The following is a 19,639-nucleotide window of genomic DNA, read 5'->3' on the forward strand; positions in this document are numbered from 1 at the left end:
GTGCGCACCGATTCGAGACCGAGCTTGGCCAGGATCATCCGCACCACCCGACCCGGACTCCGCCCATCGGTCCGCACGCGCACGGAGGCGATCTCGCGGTAGAGCGGGCGACGCTCGCGCATCAGATCCCGGTACTTGGCAGCGGGGTCGACACCGTTGAGCAGTGGACGGGTACTGCTCGCGCCGGTACGCCGAACCCCTTCGGACACACTGATTTCCAGGTAGACGACGAGAGCGTCCCGCAGCAGATCCCTGGTCCGTTCGGACAGCACCGAACCGCCGCCGAGGGAAACCACGCCGTCGTGCTCGAGCACGGCGCGGCGCACCACCTCTTCCTCGATCCGCCGGAACTCCTTCTCACCGTCGGTGGCGAAGATATCGGGAATGGTACGGCCGGTATCGGCCTCGATCCCCGCGTCGGTGTCGTAGAGCTCCACCCCGAGTTCCCTGGCCAGCTTGCGCCCGATGGTCGACTTCCCCGAGCCGGGCAGCCCGACCAGCACCACGCGTGCCGACGGTGCGGTCCGGTTGTCGCTGGTGTCAGGAGCTCCGGGCTCGACGATCGCCGGTGAGGGGCCCGCGTCGCTCTCCGGCGCGGTCCCCTCCTGCCCCTGCTCGGTCACGGGATACGGCTGTCCGCGGGCACGTGTGGGCGGCTACCGATCCGCTTGACGTAACTGGTGATGTTGTCGACGGTCTCGGCCAGCGAGTCGCCGCCGAACTTCTCCAGCGCGGCCTGCGCCAGCACCAGCGCCACCATCGACTCCGCGACCACGGCCGCGGCGGGCACCGCGCACACGTCGGAGCGCTGGTGGATGGCGACGGCTTCCTCGCCGCTGGACATGTCGACCGTCGACAGCGCGCGCGGCACGGTCGAGATCGGCTTCATCGCGGCGCGCACCCGCAGTGCCTCGCCGTTGGTCATGCCGCCCTCGAGGCCACCCGCGCGGTTGGTCGAGCGCAGGACGCCGTCAGGGCCGGGCCGCATCTCGTCGTGGGCCAGGCTGCCGCGTCGGCGCGCGGTCTCGAACCCGTCGCCCACCTCGACACCCTTGATCGCCTGGATGCCCATGAGGGCGGCGGCCAGGCGCGAATCCAGACGCTGTTCACCACTGACGAACGAGCCGAGCCCGATGGGCAGGCCGTCCACGATCACCTCGACGACGCCGCCGAGGGTGTCGCCGTCCTTCTTGGCCGCTTCGATCTCGGCGATCATGGCCGCCTCGGCGTCGGCGTCGAACGCCCGCACGGGGCTGGCGTCGATCGCGTCGAGATCGGCCGGGCCCGGCGTGACACCGGTGGTGTTGGCGGCGGCGCCGATCGACACCACATGCGAGACGACCTCGACACCGAAGGCCTGACGCAGGAAGTTGCGCGCGAGAGTGCCCGCGGCGACCCGGGCCGCGGTCTCCCGGGCGCTGGCCCGCTCGAGCACCGGGCGGGCATCGTCGAAGCCGTACTTGAGCATCCCGGAGTAGTCGGCGTGACCGGGGCGCGGGCGGGTCAGCGGCGCGTTGCGCGCCATTCCCGCGAGCTCGGTCTCGTCGATCGGATCGGCCGACATCACTTCGGTCCACTTGGGCCACTCGGAGTTGGCGATCTCGATCGCGATCGGACCACCCATGGTGCGGCCGTGGCGCACGCCACCGACCAGGGTGACCTTGTCGGCCTCGAATTTCATCCGGGCGCCGCGCCCGTAACCGAGCCGGCGGCGGGCGAGCTGTGCGGAGACATCGTCCGATGTCACCTCGACTCCGGCGACCATCCCTTCCAGGAGGGCGACGAGAGCGGGACCATGGGATTCTCCGGCAGTTATCCAGCGCAACACGCCGACTATCTTCCCATGTCGACACGTGTAGTCGGGAATGCGGGCCGACGTGACGAGCGGCACGTCGCCGCCGAGCCGGGCCGCGCGGTGGCGGCCGCCGCCCTGATCCGGCCGAACCGGCCTGCTCCGGACCGCCGACAACACCCCGTCACCGGAATCGTCTCGGCGCGTCGCGCCGGCGCTCATGCCAGTGCCATCGCGGTGATGGTGGCCAGGCACATCGCGGGGCCGTGTGGCACCAGCCGCCGTGCCGGTGCCGCGCGCCCTTGCCGCGAACCACGACCCAGCACCGTACGCAGCCGATCACCGCCGAGCAGCACCACCGCGGCCGCGGCGGTGAGCAGTGGTGCGGCCAGCGCGGCCCACACCCAGGCGGGTGGTCCGGCGATCGCCGCGGCAGCCCCGAGCGCAACCGCGAGCTTCACATCACCAGCGCCGAGCGCCGCCGGGGAGAGCAGGTGGGTGATCAGGTACGGCATCGTCAACAGCGCGGCGCCGATCACCGCGGTCTCCAATTCCCCTGTCCAGAAGGCGAACAGGAACACCGCGGCCGCACCCACGCCGGTCAGCGCGTTGGGAAGGCGACGGGCATGGATGTCGATGACGCCCAGCAGCAGGCACCAGGCGATGAGGCAACAGAACGCGGCAGTGGTCATGGGATCGATCGTGCTGCGCCGCGACCGCCGAAACTTGGCCGTACCCGAGAATGTGGACAACGTCCGCGCATGTGAACAAAGCCGTATCCACCTTGCCCGCCGCACGGAATCCGGAGTATCGCGTGCCGACGTGTCGCCCCCCGGGCGGTAGCGTTGACCCATGTGTGCTGACTACACGGCTCCCGATTACGCGGCCCGGCGCGGTGCCCTGCGGAGCCTGCTGGTGGAAAACGGCGTCGACGCGTTGCTGGTGACCGATCTGGTCAACATCCGCTACCTGACCGGCTTCACCGGATCCAATGCCGTTGTGCTGGTGCATTCGTGGGATATGCGCGGCGCCGAGGACCGCACCGTCATCGGCACCGACGGCCGCTACTCCGCTCAGGTCGCCGAACAGGTCCCCGATCTGCAGGCCGAGATCTGCCGGGCCACCGCGCGCCGCGTTCTCGAGCTGACCGGGGAATGGCAGCTCGGTCGCGTCGGCTTCGAGAGCCATGTGGTGACCGTCGATCAGCACACCGCGTTCCAGGAGTTGCGCACCGGGCTGCAACTCGTCCCCACCTCGGGCCTGGTCGAACAGCTGCGCATGGTCAAGGACCCCTACGAGGTCGACCAGCTCGGCGCGGCGTGCACGGCCGCCGACAAGGCATTGGCCACCCTGCTCGAGCGGGGTCTGCTGCGGCCGGGCCGCACCGAGCGACAGGTCGCCCGCGACCTCGAATGGGCGATGTTCGAGCACGGTGCCGATGCGATCTCCTTCGAGACGATCGTCGCCGCCGGCGCCAATTCGGCCATTCCGCACCACCGGCCGACCGGCACCGTCCTGGCCACCGGTGACTTCGTGAAGTTCGATTTCGGCGCGGTGGTCAACGGCTACCACTCCGACATGACCCGCACCCTGGTCCTGGGCAACCCCGCCGACTGGCAGCGCGAGATCTACGAACTGGTCGCCCGCTCGCAACGCGCGGGAACCGAGGCCCTCGAACCCGGCGCGCGGACCAGCGAGGTCGACGCGGCGGCCCGCACGATCATCGAAGAAGCGGGGTACGGCCCGCAGTTCGTGCACGGTCTCGGTCACGGCGTCGGGCTGCAGATCCATGAAGCACCCGGAGTGGCGAAAACGAGTACCGGTACACTTCTGGCTGGTGTGGCGGTGACCGTCGAACCTGGTGTATACCTTCCCGGCCGCGGCGGGGTCCGGATCGAGGACACGCTCGTGGTGCGCGAAGCGGGCCCGGAACTGCTCACCCGCACCAGCAAGGACTTGATCGTCGTCGACTGACGTCGGCGCGCAGAACGCAGTAACCCCCAGTACGCAATATTACGAACGAGGAGATCCGAGGACAGTGGCGGACACCAGCGACTTCAAGAACGGCCTTGTGCTGAAGATCGACGGTCAGCTCCAGCAGATCATCGAATTCCAGCACGTGAAGCCGGGCAAAGGCCCCGCGTTCGTGCGGACCAAGCTGAAGAACGTCGTGTCCGGCAAGGTCGTCGACAAGACCTTCAACGCGGGTGTCAAGGTCGAGACCGCGACCGTCGACCGTCGCGACATGACCTACCTGTACCACGACGGCACCGACTACATCTTCATGGACGGTGACACCTACGACCAGATCTCCATCCCGGAGGCCACCATCGGTGACGGTGCCCGCTTCCTGCTGGAGAACATGGGCGTGCAGGTCGCCGTGCACGAGGACGCGCCGCTGTTCGTGGAGCTCCCCGTCACCATCGAGCTGGTCGTGCAGCACACCGACATCGGCCTGCAGGGCGACCGCTCCACCGGCGGCACCAAGCCCGCCACCCTGGAAACCGGCGCCGAGGTTGCCGTTCCGCTGTTCATCAACACCGGTGACAAGCTGAAAATCGACTCGCGCGACGGCAGCTACCTCGGCCGCGTCAACGGCTGATCGTGACCGACTCCCCAGCAGACAAGAAGGGCTCGTTCAAGAAGCTCGGCGCGCGCCACAAGGCGCGCCGCCGGGCCGTGGACCTGCTGTTCGAGGCGGAGGCGCGCGATGTCGACGTCTCCGTGCTGCTCTCGGATCGCGCTGAGCTGGCGACCCGCGATCAGAGCGTGGCCCCCGTGCACGCCTACACCACCACCCTCGTCGAGGGCGTCGCCGACGACCTCGACCGGGTCGACGGCACCATCGAGGGCTACCTCCAGGACTGGACCCTGCAGCGGCTGCCCGCGGTCGACCGGGCCATTCTGCGGATCGCGGTGTGGGAACTGTTCCACGCCACCGACGTGCCCCCGGTCGTCGCGGTCGACGAGGCTGTCGAGCTGGCCAAGGAACTGTCCACCGACGACTCCCCGTCGTTCGTGAACGGCGTGCTCGGCCAGGTCGTGCAGGTGGCGCCGCAGGTCCGCGCGGCCGCGGCCGCAACGGCTGCCACGAAGGCCGCGCGCGGCGAGTCGGAGGACTGAGGAGTGGCGCGCAAGTACCTGGTGATGGCCGAACGCACCCCGGCGTTCGACGCCTCGGTGATCGAACCACACCGCACCTTCCTGCAGGAACTGCTCGCTGAGGGTCAGCTCCAGGAAAGCGGCGGCTTCACCGACGGCAGCGGCGGCGCCTATGTCATCCTGGCTGAAAGCCTCACCGCCGCAACGACAATCGCCCACTCCGACCCGCTGCACACCACCGGCGCCTCGGACCTGACGATCCACGAATGGGAAATCACCGTTTCGGCGTGAATCCCGTTCTCGCAGCCGCACGTTCCGAGTGAACGTGCGGCTGTTGTCGTTTACCGGCAGCGATCGGTCTCGCATGCCACCCGTCTCGGCGGGACGCGGCGGCAGTTTCGTGATCGGGGGTGCGAATCACGCTGTCGTACAGGAGGATGCGTAGTGAGATAGCCGTGGTCGCGCATGACCGCTGCAGTGGGGGAGAAGATGGGCGACAACCAGGCGCTGAGCAGCTGGCACATGACGAGGGCGCAATATCTCTGGGCCGCACTGGGTCTTGTGATGATCGGCGCAAGCTTGATTTCGGCACGGGGGAACATCGGCCACGTCTTCAAGGCCGAACCGGATTTCCTGCTCGGTCTGTCCTTGTCGATCAGCACGATCTTCTTCACCAAGGCGTTCTCTCGTTCGGGGATCGCGTCGGCAGTCCACCACATCCACGAACCGAGCGACCCCAATGTCGCTGCGGCACTGGATTTCGCCGTCGGTCAGCGACTGCACGCCATGGGGCTACACGAGAACATCGCACTGCTCAGCCGCGACATCGCGGTGGCGGGCAAGCGGATCAACGAGTTCTACGATCTGCAGGCGATGGATCCACGGTTTCACGCGACCGCGCCCCTGCTGCGTGTGGCGCTCACCGATATCGACGACGCGCTGGCGATCGTGAGCCGGGTCGCCGAGCGAATCGGAACAGCCGAGGTCAATCAGGTCTATCGCATTCCGGACGCGATGAAATCGCACCTCAACGATGCGCTGCGCGACGTCAGAGAAGCCTCGGCACGCCGCAACGAGTCGTACGAGTCGCTGCGCGCTCAGATCGCGGGCGTTGCGGTCGACGACCTCTGGGGCGTTTTCGCGGTGCTCACCTCCGACACCCTCAAGGCACAGCGCGACCTGGAATCGCTGGCGAGCAGGACTGTTCAGACAGTCCCCGCCGATCGAATCGCCGTCCTGCAGGGTTATCTCGAGGCCTCGCTGCTGCGTCTGGAAAACGTGACCGAACTGATCCGTGAGCGCGGCCTCGCGGAACCGCATACCTTGCAGATCGTCGGCCAGGACCTGCGGCGAGCTCAGGTGAAACTCGCTCGCGCACTGCAACTCGGCGCCACTGAGCAGGTGATCGGCGACCAGCCTGCCGGTGAGTCGGCATCGAGCGCGCAGGCGACCGCGGAACCGGGCTCCCCGGCACCATAGCTGCGCGATGCCCCGGGATGAGCCCGACGGCCTCCGCCGGTGGGTGTACGAGGAAACCGGCGGAGGCGCTACCGGCGCTGGGTAGGCGCGGTGTCGGGTGTGCTCGGGGCACGAGGTGAATCCTGCTACCTCGAGTGCGCTCGAGGTCAAGCGGGTTCAGCGGGGGGCGTGGACCAGGGGGGCGAGGAAGCCGGTGAGCTGGGCTGTCGACGGTTGGCCGAGGCGGCGGCCGAGGTAGTCGGGGGCGTCGGCGGCGGCGCGGCAGCGGTCCTGGTCGGTGTTGGCCGGGTTGTCGGAATAGCGTTCGCCGAGCATGGTGGCCTTGGCGACCTCGCGCCCGGTGTGGAGCTCGTAAACGGCGATCTCGTAGGTAGCGCGGAAGAGGTTGACGGTGCGTCCCACCGGCGCGCCGGGGGAGGGGGCGTACTGGCAGGTCTGGACGAGGTCGCGCAGTTCCAGCCGCTTCATGCAGGCGATGAGCTGCACCGTCGACGGGTCGTCCGGGTTCCACGCGGTCGGATCGTCCGGGTGGACCATGGTCGTGAGGTCACCGGACAGATAGATCGGGCGTGCGCCGTCGCGTTCATAGGGCGCGGCGTTCGGGAACGGCTTCTTGTCCTCGCCACACATCCGGTCGTAGTCCGACATCTCGAATCGGCTCGCCTGCACCGCCGCGATCGCGAAGAACCCGGCTCCGAACAGTGTGATGAACAGCAGCAATGCGACACCAGGTCCGACCCGCAGGCTCCGTCTGGGCGTACTGCGCTCCCGTACTGGACGGTTGTGCCACCGCTCGAGCAGTGACGGGCCGTTCCCGCGACGCCACGACCGCCACCTCTCCGACAGCGTCGGCTGTCGCGTTGTTCGGTCACGTTCGACCCAATCGGACCAGTGCTCCGGGTGTTGCTGGGGCGCTGGGGGTTCCGGGGATCGATACGAAGGTGCGACGGCGGGGGTGTACGCCTGCGCAGGGGTACTCCGCGATTCGGTCCCGTGGGCCGACCCGGCGGCACCGACCACGGCAGCCGCGCCCAACGCGGCCGCCGTCCCGACCGCTGCGCCCACCGCGGGAGCCGAGCCGACAGTCGGGCCTTCGTCGGTATCAGCAGGTGTGCTGGCAGCGGCTACCTCGTCCCCGGGCGTGGGTTCGATGCCATCAGTCGGCGGATCGTCGATCGCGCCCGATTCATTGCCGGCGACGGATTTGCTCAGCGAGACAGTGCTTTCGGACTCACCGTCCGATGATTGGGCTGCTTCGCCGCGCGCGGGTTCGTCAAGGTCGATCGTGTCGTCGTCGAAAGGTTCGGTGCGTGTGGCATTTTCGCTGTCCGGAGCAGCACCCTCAGTGGTCGGATCATGCTCAGGGGTGTCGTCCTGGGGCGAGTCTTCCTCGGCGATGTCGGGGGGTGAAGTCTCGTCCGTCACCTGTTCGGCGCCGGGCGCCGGCTCGTCGAGTTGTCCGATCGCTGTGGCCGATAACGCCGCGTCGTCGGACTCGTCGGCCTGCGCGCCGGTGAAATCGTCACTCGAAGAAGGTGATTCCGTTTCGTTTCCAGTGGGGATCGGCGTCGGCTCCTCGGGACGAGCGGCGGTAGGGGGTCGATGGGCGAGCCTGTCGATCGCGGCGAGAAAGGCGGGTGTAGACGCTCGAGTCGAACCGGTCGACGCCGCAGGGGAATTCGGTGCGGTCTCGGAATCAGCTGTCCCCGAAGGGGAGCCGAGCTCCACAGCGGTCGGGGCGAGGGGTCGGGAAGTGGTCGCCGGGTCGAGAGCGGCCGGAAAGCCCTGTGCTGTGAGCTCATCGGGGGAGGGCAACAGATGACCCAGGTTCAACGCACCGAACACCCGGGTGACATCGTCGATGCTGAGCCGGACCGTGCGCCCGCTCTCGGCCTGGAAATAGTCGTGCAGCGCGCCGGCGTCATCGCGATCGATCAGCACCGCCCGGTACCCGTCGGCGATTCTGGTTTCCTCGATGGTGATCTCGGCGCCGGGCTGGGCGACCAGTGCGATCACCGCGTTCACCCAGCCGAAGATCCCCGACTGCTGCAGCAAGCTCTTGGCCGCGAACACCTGTCGGCGGACCTGGACGAACGGGTTGGGCACCCGGACGGCGTGATAGAGCGCGGCCGGTTCGCCGTCGATGGTCCACGGCCCGTTCGGAGGGGTGGCGAGGGTGCCTTCCTGACGGGCGGTGAATCCCTTCACCTCCACGATGGTCACGCTCTGCGGCGTGCACACCAATGCGTCGACCTCGACCGACCCGCCCCGGCTCTCCGGTACGTGACAGCGGAATACGGCGACGCCGCCCGCCCGAAACGCCTGGTCACGGAGCGCCGCGCCGACGATCTGTTCCGCGCCTTCGAGTTCGCTCTCGTCCGCGACAACGACGATCACCACGACCCCCTGTGCACCTGACTGCGGACTTCTACCAGGATACGGCCTCCACTAGCCGTATCGAAACCGAATCCTGTTGCTGAGCAACGGCTTCGGCAATGTCGATTACCGATCTCACCACGGCGGCCCCGGGTTTCGGCTCCGCGCCGGTTCCGCACCGACCGGCCGAACCCATTCCACCGGCGGCTTCGTGATCTGACCTGCCACCAAGACGAGGCCGGTGGGCCGGTCTACCGCGAGGAATCCGAAGGGGCGGTCGACGTTCACCGACGTGATCGTCGACCACGTCTTCTGCGGAATGCTGCCGAGGCGCATTGCCACGGCCGTGACGGCAGCCGCTTCGAAGCCTTCGGCGTCGAAGCGTGCGATGACGTCCTGGCCCGCGGCACCCAGCGCCAGCGGATCCGCTGCGAGGCCGGCGAAATGGGAACCGGGAACGTTCATCGAGGTGGACAGGCCGAACATCGCCGCATGGCGAGCGAGGTTGTGCTTGTTCTCCACCTCGAACGGCGGCATGGTCAGCACCACGGAGTCGCCACCGCCAAAGGTCTCCCGTCGACTCACCGACAGACAGGGCGCCGTCGTGCCGACAGGCAGTTCTGTCCGCACATCGACGGCCCCGTCCAGAGCTGCGAGGCCGGTGGCCACACCGTGTCGTGGATTCGTGCCGATCAGCAGGTGCACGTCGAGTTCGCCCTTGCCGGTGACGATCACCCGGGTCACTTCGTCGTCGAGTACCGACACACTGCCGTCGGGATGGCTCGTGCGGTACAAGCCGGGTCCCCGATGTCCTTGCCACGGACCGGTTTCCGGTGTGTAGAGGATCTCGTCGAACGCCGTCACCCAGCGGGTGCGTGCCATCAGCGCGGTCGCCAGCGCGAGCGCCGTGTCCGAGGTGATCGGTACCGGAAACTTCTTGATCAACCCCCGGGTCTGCTCGTTCGCCCACGCATCCAGCGCCGCCGGATCGCCCAGCTCACCGACCGTCCCGGTGGGCATACTGCGAATCCACTCCTCGCGCAGGGTCAGCTCCGGCCGAACCCACACCCCGATCGCCGTCGACACCTCCCGCGAAGTATCCAGCGATTTCAGCATATCCAGCCCCGCCGAATGGGCCTGCTCCGCCGGAACCCCCACCGCCGCGGCGAGCTCATCCCTCGCCCGTCCGGAAGCGGCTCCCGCCAACACGGCGAGTAATGGCCACAATCCGGCCCCCGACACCACCGCGTCCCCGCCCTCGAACGTCGCGCACCACCGTCCCGTCAGCGCATTCGATGCCCGCACATGCGGCAGAAGTGAACTCCCCATCCCCGGATCCTACGACCAGCCCCCGACAATCCGCCACGCCACCGAATTCCGTCAGCCCCGCACGACCCCCACCCAGGCAGAGTCCCTGGCCCGCGTGACGGCGACGCTGTCGCATGATCGAATCCTGACGCTCCCGTTCGGCGTCGATGTCGCCCTCGCTCGGCTCACAGCTGCTCCGTCCTGTCGACGGTCGGTGAATTACCGAGCAACAGAGAGTATTTCGACGGAATCAGCACAAAAGGGGTGGTCGGATCACCGGACGCCGCGGGGGCGGAACTGGATGCTGATGCGGGGACCGACGGGGCGGGCGGTCTTGGGGACGGCGTGTTCCCAGGCGCGCTGACACGCCCCGCCCATCACCAGGAGATCCCCGTGCCCGGCCGTGAATCGTACGCTCGCGCCACCGTCGCGCGGCCGGAGCAGCAGGGCGCGCGGCGCACCCACCGACACGATGGCGACCATCGTGTCGTGGGTGGCGCCGCGGCCGATCGTGTCGCCGTGCCAGGCGACGCTGTCACGGCCGTCGCGATAGAAACACAGCCCGGCCGTGCGGAACGGTTCACCGAGTTCCGCCGCGTAATGCGCGGTCAATGCCGCCCGCGCATCGACCAGAATGTGATCGGGGAGCGGATCGTTCTCCCCGAAGAACGACACCAGTCGCGGCACGTCCACCACCCGGTCGTACATCGGCCTGCGTTCGGCGTGCCAGGGGACGCGTTCGGCCAGCCGATCGAACAGCTGGCTCGCGCCGCTCAGCCAGCCGGGCAGCACATCGACCCAGCTGGTCGCGTCGAGTGGGGTGCGCCGGATCGCCTCGATCGAACCCAGGGCAATCGCATCACCGTCGAACAGTGAACCTTGCAGGGGCAGCGACATGAGCGCCAGTCTACAACGTGTTCGAATGTATGTTCGATAGATGGCTCGTGGTGCGAGTGTCGCTCAGCGGAGTTCCTCGACCAGCCCGATGAGGACGCCCTCGGGGCCGCGCACGTAGGCGTAGCGGCAGATGTCTTCGAAGCGGGCGACCGTGCCCACGAGTTCGGCGCCATGGGCGCGCAGGCGGTCGAGGACGTCCTCGACATCGTCGACGACGAACGTCAGGCGCGGGATGCCGGGGATGTTCACCGGCGCATTCGGCGGGGCAAGGGTGGTCGTCGGCGAGCGGAATGTCGAGAGTTCGACCCGGCTGTGACCGTCCGGCGTCCGAAAGAAGGCGATGTCGGCTCGAACGCCGTCCAATCCGAGCAGGTCGTCGGCCCATCGGCCCCCGACTGTCGCTTCGCCCTCCGGTTCCAGGCCCAGCTCGACGAAGAACGCGACAGCAGCCGCGAGATCTTCGACCACGATGCCGACATGATCCATCCGGTGGACCGTCATGATGTTCTCCTCGGATTCGGACGCGCTGACGCTCGTCGTTGCGAGGCCCGTTCGGCTCTCGTGCCCCTGGGACGGAGCCGCCCGAGCGTTCTCGACATCCCCGGCGCATGAATCGCCAGATCTTGTCGCACAGAGCATCGCGACGCGTCGGAAGTCCGATCCGCCCGCGGTCCGCCGAGGCGCTGCCGGCCGACCAGGCGCCGAACCCGACAGCGGGCTCAGTCCTGCCAGCCGCTCGTGTCGAGAACCGTGTCCCACGTGTACGGCACCAATTCCGGATGACGCAGCCGGAGGATCTCGCCCGGCAGCGAGCCCGGCGGTGCCTTGCGCGGATCGGCGACCGCCTGACGTTCGATGATGTCGGTGAGCGCCCGCGTGCCGCCGAGGCGCGGATAGGAGGCGTGGACCAGGTCCGCGAAACCCGGGGGCAGGTCCTCGGGCCCGCCGCCGACGTCGAGACCGATGCCGGTGACCGCGATCCAGATGGCGGCGGGTCGGCGACGGCGGTACACGGGTGAGTCGCTGAGGCCGGTCGTGTGCGCGGCGATGGCGTCCCAGATGATGTCGACGCGCTCATCGTCGATGCCCTGTGCTTCGAGGAACTCGGCCGCGAAATCCGCGCCGTCGATCTCGAATCGCTGTGTGCCATCGGCACGTTCGGACAGTCCGATGTCGTGCAGCGCGCAGATGAGGTACATGAGCTCCTCGTCGTAGTCCGCGCCGGGCCGCAGGCCCTGCTCGGCGGCGTGGGCGCGTCCGAACAGGAACCCGCGAATGCTGTGATGGCACACCGGTGTTTCGAGGGCCTCGTTGATCAGTCGGTGGGTTTCGATCGCCAGTGGCGTGGACGGTAGTGCCAGCGAGTCGAGGCCGAATGTGGTCTGTGACATGAGGTTTGCTCCTATCGGTGTGCCCGGGTTGCGTGACGCCCACCAATCTTCAGGTTGGTTGAAGCATACGCCGAGTTTCAAGGAGGCTGAAGGTTTATGGCCGCAACAGCACGGTGCCGAGAGCGATCCGGCCCTCCAGTATTCGGTGCGCCTGCGCGGCGTCGGCGAGGGGGAGGATCGAGTCGATCACGGGTGTCAGCAGACCCTGTGCTGTCGCCGTGAGTGCCGCCGGTCGCTGCCGGGCGACTTCGCCGAGCCAGGCGGTGCCCGCGCAGCCGGTGAGCGTGAGCCCGCGCAGGATCAGCTCGGTGACGCTCAGCTGTGCGGGTGCGCCGTCGAGCCAGCCGTAGCTGAGGATTCGGCCACGCAGTGGCGTGATCAGGTCGAGCAGTGGTGTCAGCGATGCGCCCCCGATGGAATCGAACACGACGTCGACCGTGCCGTCCGCGAGGAGATCGGACAGTTGGTCCGCCCAGTCGGGCACGGTGTGATCGAGCACCTCGTGCGCCCCGCTCTCGCGTGCGAGCCGGGCCTTCTGTTCCCCGCCCGCGGTGCCGATGACGCGCACGCCCGCGGCCGCGCACAGCTGGGTGAGGCAGCTGCCGACGCCGGTAGCCGCCGCTTCGACCAGGACGGTCTCGCCCGCCGCGACACCCGCGATCCGCATCAGCGCCAGTGCCACCGACCCCGGCATCAGGATTGCGGCGGCGTGCTCGGTGGTCAGGTCGGCCGGGATCGGTGTCACCGAATCGGCCTCGGCGACAACGAGTTCGGCGTAGGAGCCGAAACCGCTGGTCGACGCGACCACCCGGGCGCCGAGTAGTTCCCGATCGACGCCCGCGCCGATATCGATCACCGTGCCCGCCGCCTGGAATCCGAAGACCTCGGGCAGTGGTGCGGGAAACGGAAACGCGCCCGCGCGAACCTTGGTCTCCGGGTAGAGCACCGGCACCACGTCGGTCCGGAGGGCGACCTGTCCGTCGCCCGGGCGAGGTTCGCCGACCTCGCGCGCTACCAGAACGTCGGGCGCGCCGGTCTCGGTCATTACGATTGCCTGCATCAGAACTCCATAAGTTGACTGTCGGTCCAGATATCTCGAACGATATGGACCGTCGGTCAACTTGTCAACGGATCGGCGGGTGCCGAGAAAGCGGGTGCGATGACCGACCGACGTCCCACCGAACGCGCCGATGCCGCGCGCAACCGTCGAGCGATCCTCGATGCCACCGCCGCGCTGCTGGCCGAGCACGGCGCGGCCGGGGTGACGATGGATCGGGTGGCCGCGGCGGCGGGCGTCGGAAAGGGCACCATCTTCCACCGATTCGGCAGCCGCGCGGGCCTGCTCTACGAGCTCGTCGCCGAGGGTGCCGTCGCGTTGATGGCGGCGGTGTCGAGCGGCCCACCGCCACTGGGACCGGGCGCGCCGGCGACCGAGCGGCTACTCGCCTTCTTCGACGCGATGACGAGCATGATCACCGACGACGTGGAACTGATCGCGGCCTATCAGGCGATGCCGCCACATCCGCGCAGCGCCGAGTTCCACACGTTCTGGGCGCAGCACATCGGCACGCTCCTGCGCGAGGTCCGTCCCGATATCGACGCCGACACCGTGGGCGCGCTGTTGTTGTCGACGGTCGGCGGGGAGCTCGCTCAGCAACTGGCCAGGGCGGGCGAGGTCGACCGTTTGCGCTCGGCGGTAGCGGAATTGGTTCGTTCGGTGCTGCGGACTCCCTGAACGTTCTGCCGGGTCGGGCCCGTCACCGCCGTGCTGTCGGCGGGAACGGCCGACGCGGAAGCTGCACGGTGACGCGGAGTCCGCCGGACGGCCGGGGATCGAGTGCGAGGGTTCCGGCGTGTGCCGCGGTGATGCTGTTGACGATCGCCAGGCCCAGGCCGATCCCCGCGTGGTCGGTGCGAACGCGTTCGGTGCCGCGCTGAAACGGCTCGACCAGTGTGGAAACCACCAGGGGGTCGAGGACCCGGCCTGTGTTCTCGACGGTGAGCACCACCGTCTCGGGGCGCAGTCCGGTCGTGACCCACACGATGCCGCGTGCCGGCAGGTTGTGGACGATCGCGTTGTGCACGAGGTTCGTCGTCAGCTGCAACAGGAGGGCGTGTGAGCCGATAGCGGGAGTCACCTCGCCGGCGGTCTCCAGGATCACGCCGTGTTCTTCGGCGAGGGCGAGCAGCGTTTCGGTGGCTTCTTCCGCGAGCAGGGAAAGGTCGACGTGTTCTCGGGTGAAAGACCTTTGATCGGCGCGGCTGAGCAGGAGCAATGCCTCGGTGAGGTCGATCGCTCTGGTGTTGACGGCGTGGAGACGGTCGACCAATTCGCCGGTGTCGCGGGTGCGGTCGTGGCGGGCCACGTCGAGCAGGGTCTGGGTGATCGCCAGCGGCGTGCGCAGTTCGTGGGAGGCGTTGGCGGCGAATCGCTGCTGTTCGGTGACGTGTGCTTCCAGCCGCGCGAGCATGATGTCGAAGGCGTCGGCGAGTTCGCGGAACTCGTCGCTGTGGCCGGGCAGCCGGATCCGGTGGGCGAGTGAGCCGTTCGCGGCCGCGCGGGTGGCGGCGGTGATGCGGGCCAGCGGGGTGAGCATCCAGCCGGCGAGAAACCATCCGCCCACCAGACCGATCGCCAGCAGGAAAACCATCACAACGGTCACGAACGGAGCGAAGGAGCGCAGCAGCATGCCGCGATTGATCCAGAAATCGCCGCTGCGGGTGTAGATCCAACCCTCGGGGAGGTACCACAGGTAGTAGACACCCACGGCGGCGATCAGCAGGGAACCCACGACCATGATGAAGCCGGCGTAGCTGAGGGTGAGTTTGAGTCGAACACTCAATCCGGGTGCCCTACCCACGGTCTCGCCCGTCGCTGATGCGATACCCGACACCGGGCACGGTGGCGATGACCCACGGTTCGCCCAGGCGTTTGCGGAGCGCTGAAACGGTGATGCGCACCGCGTTGGTGAACGGGTCCGCGTTCTCGTCCCACGCCCGCTCCAGGAGTTCCTCGGCACTCACGACTCCGCCTTCGGCGGCGATGAGCACTTCGAGCACCGCGAACTGCTTCCGGGTCAGAGCGATGTAGCGCCCGTCGCGGTAGACCTCGCGGCGGAACACGTCCAGACGCAGCCCGGCGATCTCGCGCACCGGCGGCCGGTTGTGCGCGCGCCTGCGGTCGAGCGCTCTGAGCCGGAGGACGAGTTCGCGGAGTTCGAACGGCTTGGTGAGGTAGTCGTCCGCGCCGAGCCCGAAACCGCTCGCCTTGTCGTCGAGCCGATCGGCGGCGGTGAGCATCAGGATCGGCAGACCGCTACCGGAGGCGACGATGTGTTCGGCGATCTCGTCGCCGGAAGGTCCCGGGATATCGCGGTCCAGGACCGCGATGTCGTAGGTGTTGACGCTCAGTAGTTCCAGCGCGGTATCGCCGTCACCCGCGATGTCGGCGGCGATCGCGTCCAGGCGCAGGCCATCGCGGATGGCGTCCGCCAGATAGGGTTCGTCCTCGACGATCAGTACACGCATAGACGCTCGATTCTCCCAGCCGGGGGATATCGTCGGCGTATCCGAAACCGCATACGCGTCGGCAACACCATGCTGCCTTGACTGAGGGGCATGAACCACCGTGAACCGGCGATTCGCCGTCTCCGATCGACTGCCCTCGCCGCCGTTGTCATCGTCAGTGCGGCGTCTGTCGGTGTCCTCGTTTACCAGTCGCTGCCGACCGTGTACTCGGTCGTACGATCCATCGACACCTTTGTCGGCGGCCACCGCGGTCCGCCCGGCGCGACGCTCTTCGACGACGAGAATCCGTCCGTGGGCAACCTCGACCCCGATCTGCTCGCCGCCCTGCGCACCGCTGCCGCCGATGCCGCGGACGACGGAGTCGAGCTCGTCGTCAACAGCGGCTGGCGGTCACCGGAATACCAGGAACAACTACTGCGCGAGGCAGTCTCGAAGTACGGCTCGGAAACCGAAGCCGCTCGGTGGGTGGCAACCCCCTCCACGTCCGCTCACGTAGCGGGCGAGGCGGTCGATATCGGACCGACCGGCGGCGCGGCATGGCTGGCCGCGCACGGCGCCGCCTACGGGTTGTGCCAGATCTACGCGAACGAACCCTGGCATTACGAACTTCGCTCCGACGCGGGGGAGCTCGGCTGCCCGTCCCTGTACGCCGACCCGACCCACGACCCGAGGATGCAGCAGTGATCACGACAGCGTCGGCCCCCGTCGCAGCACGGACCGGTCGGCCTGCGCTGACCCAGATCGTGCTCCGATTCTCCATCATCTATTTCGGCCTGCTCTGCCTACTGCTGACCTATATCCCGTTCGCGCTGCTCGGCATCCTCGGCAGGTGGATCCGCGAGTACCCGGGGCCGTGGAACATGCCGATCACCGACCCCGTCACCGGGCCGGTCGGTAGAGCGGTCTTCGGGGTCGAGGCGGAGCTGCACCAGGACTCCGGAGCGGGCGACCAAACCGCCGTCTGGGTGCTGGTGTTCTGTCTGCTGGTCGTCGCGGCGGTGGGCACCGCGGTGTGGACGGCCGTGGACCGTCGTCGGGTGCCCGCGCGCGTGCTCGCCTGGTTCTCGCTGTTGTTGCGGCTGTGCCTGGGCGGTCAGATGATCGGATTCGGGTTCGCCAAACTGATACCCACCCAGATGCCCGCCCCCGGCCTGGCTCAGCTGTTACGGCCGTACGGCGAGATGAGCCCCGCCTCGGTGTTGTGGCTGCAGGTCGGCAGCTCGTATCCCTACGAGATGGCTCTCGGTGGGGTGGAAGTGGTGGCGGGGCTGCTGCTGTTCGTCTCCAGGACCGCGGTGCTCGGCGCCGCGTTGACGCTGGCGAGCACCGCGCAAATTCTGCTGCTGAACATGACGTTCGACATACCGGAGAAACTGCTCGCCGCGCACCTGCTGCTGATCAGCGTGTTCCTGCTCGCTCCGTACCTGCGCCGCCTGACCGATGTCTTCGTGCGGGAACGCGCCTGCGCGCCACTGACCCAACCCTCGCTGTTCACCGACGCCAGGAAGAACCGCCTCGCGATCTGGGTGGTGGCGGCGTTGGGCCTGTGGGTCGCGCTGGGGAGCGGCTACGACCGCTGGGTGGTCTGGCACGAACAATACGGTGCCGCGAGCCCCGAATCCGCGCTGTACGGAATCTGGGAGGTGCGGGATTTCACCGTCGACGGGCAGCCGATCCCGCCGCTGACCACCGACGAGACACGGTGGCAGCGACTGGTTTTCGATGACCCGCAGCAAGCGGCCTACCAGCGGATGAACGGCGAACTGGTACCCGCGCGCGCCCACTTCCGCCCCGACGGGCAAGTGGAGCTCACCTCGACGAACGCCATGGGCGTGGTCGACCCCGGGCCACCGTTCGCGACACTGTCGCCGGAAAAACCGACCCCGGACCGACTGCTCCTGCGCGGAACACTGCACGACCGTCCGATCACGATCGCCCTGGAACGCAAGGACCCCGACACCTTCACCTTGCGCAGCCGCGGATTCCACTGGGTCCAGGACTATGTGTACTTCCGCTAGCAACCACCTGACGGCGGCCGGCTCACTCGTTGCCCCTTCTAACTTATAGCTGACCCCGGGGCTTGCGGCAAGGCCCCGGTGGTGCTGCAGAATCGCTGGGCAATGCAGGGACCAGCCACATTCGGGAGTGACAAGATGCAAGAGATGACCACCGACGTGATCGTTGTCGGCGCTGGGCCTGCCGGATTGATGCTCGCGGGGGAACTGGGCCGGACCGGGGTGCGGCCGTTGGTGCTCGAACGTCGTGACCAGCCGGGCACCGCGCAGAAGGCCAGCGGTCTCGGCGGGCGGATTCTGGATGTGCTGCGCTATCGGGGGCTGTTCGACCGGATGACGGCGGTCAGCGGCGACCCGAGTCCGAAGCCGATCTTCCCCTTCGGTGGGGTGTACCTGGACTTCACCGGCCTCGACGAAACCCCGATGCACGCCATGGTGATTCCGCAGGCGCGGGTCGAGGAACTGCTCGCCGAGGACGCCGTCGACCTCGGTGCCGAGATCCGGCGCGGACACGAGGTGGTCGCGGTGACCCAGGACGACGACGCGGTGATCGCGGAAGTGAACGGGCCGGACGGACCGTACCGGGTGCGCGCCCGCTACCTGGTCGGCTGCGACGGCGGCCGCAGCCGGATTCGCGAACTGGCGGGAATCGGGTTCCCCGGCAGCACCTATCCGGAGGTCAACCGGTTGGCCGTGGTCGCCGTGCACGAGTCGGTGACCGTGCTCGACGACGGCGGTATCGACGTGCCCGGCTTCGGCCGGATCGATCCGGGCTTCACCCATACCGACAACGGGGTGTTCGCGCTGGGACAGGTCAGCTCCGAGGACCGCGTGATGTTCTTCCAGACCACCGAGAACGACGACGCCGAATACGACAACGACGAACCACTGACCATGGCCGAACTCGGCCACAGCGTCCGGCGCGTGCTGGGCGCGGAGGTTCCGCTCGGCGCACCGACTCGCTTGTCGCGCTACCAGTTCCAGGATCGACAGGCCGAAAACTACCGGGTGGGCAGGGTTTTCCTGGCCGGTGACGCGGCCCACCTGCTGCCCGCCACCGGCGCCGCGATGAATCTCGGCATGACCGATTCGGTGAACCTGGCCTGGAAGCTGGCCGCGGACATCCACGGTTGGGCACCGGCCGACCTGCTCGACACCTACCACGCCGAACGCCACTTCGCCGGTGGTCGCGCGCTGCTGCAGACCCGCGCCCAGGCGGCACTGCGCCAGGGTCAGGACCCCGCCGCCCAGGCGCTGCGCGCGGTATTCCAGGAACTGCTCTCCGACGACCCCGCGCTGCGCCGCATGGGAGCCCTCGTCGCGGGCACCGATCTGCGCTACTCGACACCCGGAACCCCGTCGCTCACCGGCACTTTCGCTCCCGACCTGAGCCTGCACACCGACCAGGGCACCACCACCGTCGCCGAGATCATGCGCGCCGCGCGACCGGTCTTCCTCGACCTGGCCGACCGTGCCGATCTGCGTGAGATCGTCGGGGAGTGGGCGCAGCGCGTCGACATCCACGCGGCCAAGACCGGCGATCGTCCCGCCGACGCTCTCCTGATCCGCCCCGACGGCCATATCGCCTGGGCGGCGACGATCGACGAGCCATCGGACACCGCCGCGGCTGAACTGCGCGCGGCGCTGACCAGGTGGTTCGGCGTCCGGTAATCGCGCGAACGCGAACTCCGCGGCGACCGGCGTCGACCTTCCGGCAGTGCCACGTGACGCATTGTCACCGATATTGCGAA

19 protein-coding genes and 1 pseudogene are annotated in these 19,639 nt (G+C 68.1%); 9 read left to right on the forward strand and 11 right to left on the reverse strand.

Annotated elements, in window-relative coordinates; genetic code table 11:
- Positions 1 to 8: 8 nt before the first annotated feature.
- The 3 genes and pseudogenes from ACFVJ5_RS01070 to ACFVJ5_RS01080 all read right to left on the reverse strand — a co-directional run.
- Positions 9 to 563 (reverse strand): annotated as a pseudogene (locus ACFVJ5_RS01070) (shikimate kinase); the annotation flags it as partial.
- A gap of 56 nt (positions 564 to 619) precedes the next feature.
- Positions 620 to 1,828, reverse strand: a complete 1,209-nt coding sequence (gene aroC, locus ACFVJ5_RS01075) for a chorismate synthase (protein WP_379219738.1) — start codon at positions 1,826 to 1,828, stop codon at positions 620 to 622.
- 182 nt (positions 1,829 to 2,010) lie between these two features.
- Complete coding sequence (locus tag ACFVJ5_RS01080; protein ID WP_379217856.1) at positions 2,011 to 2,484, reverse strand: prepilin peptidase; 474 nt, start codon at positions 2,482 to 2,484, stop codon at positions 2,011 to 2,013.
- 160 nt (positions 2,485 to 2,644) lie between these two features.
- Here ACFVJ5_RS01080 and ACFVJ5_RS01085 point away from each other — a divergent pair, with 160 nt between their 5' ends.
- From ACFVJ5_RS01085 to ACFVJ5_RS01105, 5 genes are all read left to right on the forward strand, one after another.
- Positions 2,645 to 3,766 (forward strand): M24 family metallopeptidase, encoded by a 1,122-nt coding sequence (locus tag ACFVJ5_RS01085; protein WP_379217858.1) that lies wholly within the window; start codon positions 2,645 to 2,647, stop codon positions 3,764 to 3,766.
- 64 nt (positions 3,767 to 3,830) lie between these two features.
- Entirely contained in the window at positions 3,831 to 4,394 is a 564-nt protein-coding gene (gene efp, locus ACFVJ5_RS01090) for an elongation factor P (protein ID WP_067452307.1), read from the forward strand.
- A 2-nt stretch (positions 4,395 to 4,396) separates the two neighbouring features.
- The gene (gene nusB, locus ACFVJ5_RS01095; RefSeq protein WP_379217859.1) at positions 4,397 to 4,915 is read left to right on the forward strand and encodes a transcription antitermination factor NusB; all 519 of its coding nucleotides are present in this window, start codon (positions 4,397 to 4,399) and stop codon (positions 4,913 to 4,915) included.
- A gap of 3 nt (positions 4,916 to 4,918) precedes the next feature.
- Complete coding sequence (locus tag ACFVJ5_RS01100; protein WP_379217860.1) at positions 4,919 to 5,185, forward strand: YciI family protein; 267 nt, start codon at positions 4,919 to 4,921, stop codon at positions 5,183 to 5,185.
- A gap of 174 nt (positions 5,186 to 5,359) precedes the next feature.
- Entirely contained in the window at positions 5,360 to 6,373 is a 1,014-nt protein-coding gene (locus ACFVJ5_RS01105; RefSeq protein WP_379217861.1) for a hypothetical protein, read from the forward strand.
- 156 nt (positions 6,374 to 6,529) lie between these two features.
- Here ACFVJ5_RS01105 and ACFVJ5_RS01110 read toward each other — a convergent pair whose 3' ends face one another.
- The 6 genes from ACFVJ5_RS01110 to ACFVJ5_RS01135 all read right to left on the reverse strand — a co-directional run bounded on the left by ACFVJ5_RS01110 (position 6,530) and on the right by ACFVJ5_RS01135 (position 13,405).
- On the reverse strand, positions 6,530 to 8,773 hold the full coding sequence (locus ACFVJ5_RS01110; protein ID WP_379217863.1) for an NERD domain-containing protein: 2,244 nt from the start codon (positions 8,771 to 8,773) through the stop codon (positions 6,530 to 6,532).
- Between the two features lie 111 nt (positions 8,774 to 8,884).
- Entirely contained in the window at positions 8,885 to 10,078 is a 1,194-nt protein-coding gene (locus ACFVJ5_RS01115) for a serpin family protein (RefSeq protein ID WP_379217865.1), read from the reverse strand.
- Between the two features lie 252 nt (positions 10,079 to 10,330).
- Positions 10,331 to 10,954 carry an alpha-ketoglutarate-dependent dioxygenase AlkB gene (locus tag ACFVJ5_RS01120; RefSeq protein WP_379217866.1) on the reverse strand — a complete coding sequence of 208 codons (624 nt, stop codon included), beginning with the start codon at positions 10,952 to 10,954 and terminating at the stop codon, positions 10,331 to 10,333.
- Positions 10,955 to 11,017: 63 nt separating this feature from the next.
- Entirely contained in the window at positions 11,018 to 11,455 is a 438-nt protein-coding gene (locus tag ACFVJ5_RS01125; protein ID WP_379217868.1) for a VOC family protein, read from the reverse strand.
- A 218-nt stretch (positions 11,456 to 11,673) separates the two neighbouring features.
- The gene (locus ACFVJ5_RS01130; protein WP_379217870.1) at positions 11,674 to 12,345 is read right to left on the reverse strand and encodes an HD domain-containing protein; all 672 of its coding nucleotides are present in this window, start codon (positions 12,343 to 12,345) and stop codon (positions 11,674 to 11,676) included.
- Between the two features lie 94 nt (positions 12,346 to 12,439).
- Positions 12,440 to 13,405, reverse strand: coding sequence for a zinc-binding alcohol dehydrogenase family protein (locus ACFVJ5_RS01135; protein ID WP_379217872.1), 966 nt, complete (start codon positions 13,403 to 13,405; stop codon positions 12,440 to 12,442).
- Positions 13,406 to 13,504: 99 nt separating this feature from the next.
- Between ACFVJ5_RS01135 and ACFVJ5_RS01140 the strand changes: the two genes are divergently transcribed.
- Complete coding sequence (locus ACFVJ5_RS01140; RefSeq protein WP_379217874.1) at positions 13,505 to 14,080, forward strand: TetR/AcrR family transcriptional regulator; 576 nt, start codon at positions 13,505 to 13,507, stop codon at positions 14,078 to 14,080.
- Positions 14,081 to 14,102: 22 nt separating this feature from the next.
- Here ACFVJ5_RS01140 and ACFVJ5_RS01145 read toward each other — a convergent pair whose 3' ends face one another.
- The gene (locus ACFVJ5_RS01145; RefSeq protein WP_379217875.1) at positions 14,103 to 15,188 is read right to left on the reverse strand and encodes a sensor histidine kinase; all 1,086 of its coding nucleotides are present in this window, start codon (positions 15,186 to 15,188) and stop codon (positions 14,103 to 14,105) included.
- A gap of 10 nt (positions 15,189 to 15,198) precedes the next feature.
- Positions 15,199 to 15,873, reverse strand: a complete 675-nt coding sequence (locus ACFVJ5_RS01150; RefSeq protein ID WP_379217877.1) for a response regulator transcription factor — start codon at positions 15,871 to 15,873, stop codon at positions 15,199 to 15,201.
- 90 nt (positions 15,874 to 15,963) lie between these two features.
- Between ACFVJ5_RS01150 and ACFVJ5_RS01155 the strand changes: the two genes are divergently transcribed.
- The 3 genes from ACFVJ5_RS01155 to ACFVJ5_RS01165 all read left to right on the forward strand — a co-directional run bounded on the left by ACFVJ5_RS01155 (position 15,964) and on the right by ACFVJ5_RS01165 (position 19,559).
- On the forward strand, positions 15,964 to 16,557 hold the full coding sequence (locus ACFVJ5_RS01155) for a D-alanyl-D-alanine carboxypeptidase family protein (RefSeq protein WP_379217879.1): 594 nt from the start codon (positions 15,964 to 15,966) through the stop codon (positions 16,555 to 16,557).
- Entirely contained in the window at positions 16,557 to 17,891 is a 1,335-nt protein-coding gene (locus ACFVJ5_RS01160; RefSeq protein WP_379219739.1) for a DoxX family protein, read from the forward strand. The genes ACFVJ5_RS01155 and ACFVJ5_RS01160 overlap by 1 nt, the downstream gene beginning before the upstream one ends.
- 144 nt (positions 17,892 to 18,035) lie before the next feature.
- On the forward strand, positions 18,036 to 19,559 hold the full coding sequence (locus ACFVJ5_RS01165; RefSeq protein WP_379217881.1) for an FAD-dependent monooxygenase: 1,524 nt from the start codon (positions 18,036 to 18,038) through the stop codon (positions 19,557 to 19,559).
- Positions 19,560 to 19,639 lie beyond the last annotated feature (80 nt).

It is taken from the genome of Nocardia sp. NPDC127606 (assembly GCF_042671725.1).
Lineage (GTDB): Bacteria > Actinomycetota > Actinomycetes > Mycobacteriales > Mycobacteriaceae > Nocardia.

What these genes read in the sequence shown, in the direction of transcription:
- ACFVJ5_RS01080 (WP_379217856.1), bottom strand. Translation starts at nt 2,484, where the DNA reads ATGACCACTGCCGCGTTCTGTTGCCTCATCGCCTGGTGCCTGCTGCTG.
- ACFVJ5_RS01085 (WP_379217858.1), top strand. Translation starts at nt 2,645, where the DNA reads ATGTGTGCTGACTACACGGCTCCCGATTACGCGGCCCGGCGCGGTGCC.
- ACFVJ5_RS01125 (WP_379217868.1), bottom strand. Translation starts at nt 11,455, where the DNA reads ATGACGGTCCACCGGATGGATCATGTCGGCATCGTGGTCGAAGATCTC.
- ACFVJ5_RS01150 (WP_379217877.1), bottom strand. Translation starts at nt 15,873, where the DNA reads ATGCGTGTACTGATCGTCGAGGACGAACCCTATCTGGCGGACGCCATC.
- ACFVJ5_RS01115 (WP_379217865.1), bottom strand. Translation starts at nt 10,078, where the DNA reads ATGGGGAGTTCACTTCTGCCGCATGTGCGGGCATCGAATGCGCTGACG.
- ACFVJ5_RS01155 (WP_379217879.1), top strand. Translation starts at nt 15,964, where the DNA reads ATGAACCACCGTGAACCGGCGATTCGCCGTCTCCGATCGACTGCCCTC.
- ACFVJ5_RS01135 (WP_379217872.1), bottom strand. Translation starts at nt 13,405, where the DNA reads ATGCAGGCAATCGTAATGACCGAGACCGGCGCGCCCGACGTTCTGGTA.
- ACFVJ5_RS01165 (WP_379217881.1), top strand. Translation starts at nt 18,036, where the DNA reads ATGACCACCGACGTGATCGTTGTCGGCGCTGGGCCTGCCGGATTGATG.
- ACFVJ5_RS01130 (WP_379217870.1), bottom strand. Translation starts at nt 12,345, where the DNA reads ATGTCACAGACCACATTCGGCCTCGACTCGCTGGCACTACCGTCCACG.
- ACFVJ5_RS01140 (WP_379217874.1), top strand. Translation starts at nt 13,505, where the DNA reads ATGACCGACCGACGTCCCACCGAACGCGCCGATGCCGCGCGCAACCGT.
- ACFVJ5_RS01120 (WP_379217866.1), bottom strand. Translation starts at nt 10,954, where the DNA reads ATGTCGCTGCCCCTGCAAGGTTCACTGTTCGACGGTGATGCGATTGCC.
- ACFVJ5_RS01105 (WP_379217861.1), top strand. Translation starts at nt 5,360, where the DNA reads ATGACCGCTGCAGTGGGGGAGAAGATGGGCGACAACCAGGCGCTGAGC.